Annotated in this window: 3 protein-coding genes; all 3 read right to left on the bottom strand. The window is 31.6% G+C overall.

Annotated features, from left to right (window positions below; genetic code table 11):
• Positions 1 to 565 precede the first annotated feature (565 nt).
• The 3 genes from IHO13_RS05390 to IHO13_RS05380 are packed head-to-tail and all read right to left on the bottom strand — an operon-like array spanning position 566 to position 1339.
• The gene (locus tag IHO13_RS05390; protein WP_225538617.1) at positions 566 to 718 is read right to left on the bottom strand and encodes a hypothetical protein; all 153 of its coding nucleotides are present in this window, start codon (positions 716 to 718) and stop codon (positions 566 to 568) included.
• Between the two features lie 52 nt (positions 719 to 770).
• On the bottom strand, positions 771 to 1151 hold the full coding sequence (locus tag IHO13_RS05385; protein WP_225538616.1) for a hypothetical protein: 381 nt from the start codon (positions 1149 to 1151) through the stop codon (positions 771 to 773).
• Between the two features lie 2 nt (positions 1152 to 1153).
• Positions 1154 to 1339, bottom strand: coding sequence for a hypothetical protein (locus IHO13_RS05380; protein ID WP_225538614.1), 186 nt, complete (start codon positions 1337 to 1339; stop codon positions 1154 to 1156).
• Positions 1340 to 1724 lie beyond the last annotated feature (385 nt).

The raw sequence follows: 1724 nt of genomic DNA, 5'->3' as shown, positions 1-1724 counted from the left end.
CTACAGATATAACTTTCTCACAAGGTAGATTGTGGATAATATCTTTAAGCTTTTTTGCATCGAGATTATTCAAAAGTTCTGCAAATAGCTGGTCAGGCATATTGCAAGCAAAAGTCTGAAGTTTTTCAAAGTTAGTTAGGAAATCAGTTATAAGTTTGATTCTGCCAGGATCAGTTAAATTCTGAGCTTATTACCTCAAGCTTCTCGTGATCTAGCTTATTGACTAAATTCTTTAATTTATCTTCTTCTAGAGTTTGACCAGAATATAAAGTTGATTAAGCTCCAGTTCCTTGGAAAGAATAGTTAAGTGATGTTCAGATAAGCTTCTTATTAGGTCCATAAATTGATAATCGTCCATATTTTTAATGAGTACTTTAAACTGATCCATTCTTAAGTGGGTAAGATGTTTTCTAATTGTCCTGGTTTTAACCCTTTCACTAGAGCTTCAAGCTGACCCTCATTTAAAATAGGAACAAATAATTTTCAGTTTTGCCTCATTTAACTCCTGAGCAAGAGTTTTGAGTTAGTGGTTGGTTATAAGTGATCAACTAGAGTTTGAATCTGGTTATCTGATAGTAAAGAGTATCAGCTCAAGTCGACCCAAAAGATATGAGATTAATTCTTGAAATGCTTCATTCAAAAATTTATCGTAACAAGGTGTACTTTCATGTCCTAGTTCTGTTCCATCTATTTGAAAGCTGTAATCTACAGTCACCATCTCCATCATCTATTAGGGCAACATACCTGAAATCACTGTAAGAATATTTATTCTACCAATAATAACCATTACTATCTTGATTAGTTTTAGGTTCAAATGCGTACAGTGTACCATCTTTATAAAAGAAGATATTACAATTGTGCTGCAATTCACAGATTTCACTTCGATCGCTTTCTTTGATAATAATAGGAGCGTAAATTTTATCATATTCATTATGAGTGCTTTTTTTCAAGATAAGCCTCAATTCCTTGTCTTTGTATTCTAAGATATTAAAGTTTCTGTTAAAATTTGACAATGAAGATAATGACAGAATTGTTATAAGGTTTTTTGTGTCTTCGCTAGAGCTAACTACTCTATCATATAGAGCAAACTTATATTTACCTTTGTGTTCAATTACCTTTACATTTATAAAATGGCTTGGCAGTTCCTGCAATTTCATCTTACTCTGGGAATATCCTTTAAGGAATATTCTTTATCGTTGTGAAATGGCCAATGACACCTAATTATCTTGCCATCACTCTCACTTGCTATATATAGGTTTTCACCTTCATCATCTAGCCTGTGTGAAAATATATATGGATAAGAAAAAGAGATTTGTTTACCTTGTTGATCTTTACTCACTAATTTTATTTTATAACACTCTTCACCTCCAATATAAAACGGTCCTTCCTTCCTTTTCTAATTTTTAAATATCTTTTACATTACTCATAAATATCTCTCAATAAATTTACAATTATTAATATTATAATATCTATTAGTTAATTTATTGCTAAATTAGAATATATTATAATTACAATAAAAGATGTCACTTGCACAAACTTCTTGCATTGCCTCTGCCATACAAATAGCGCTACACATGAACATTGTGATTTGTAGGTCACTTGCAGTTGCAGGCGCAAGTATCTGCTATTCTCATGTTCTTGCGGAGGCTGCATTCAATAATCTCTATGCTTAAGAAACTTACCAAATAAAAAAAGGTAAAAGAAACCCTGGTCAGTATTTATTT

This window comes from Wolbachia endosymbiont of Mansonella perstans (assembly GCF_020278605.1).
GTDB lineage: Bacteria > Pseudomonadota > Alphaproteobacteria > Rickettsiales > Anaplasmataceae > Wolbachia.
This window is presented reverse-complemented; position numbering and strand designations above follow the sequence as displayed.

Bases quoted from the DNA above. Each gene is read 5' to 3' on its own strand.
- IHO13_RS05390 (WP_225538617.1), bottom strand. From the start codon at position 718: ATGGTGACTGTAGATTACAGCTTTCAAATAGATGGAACAGAACTAGGA.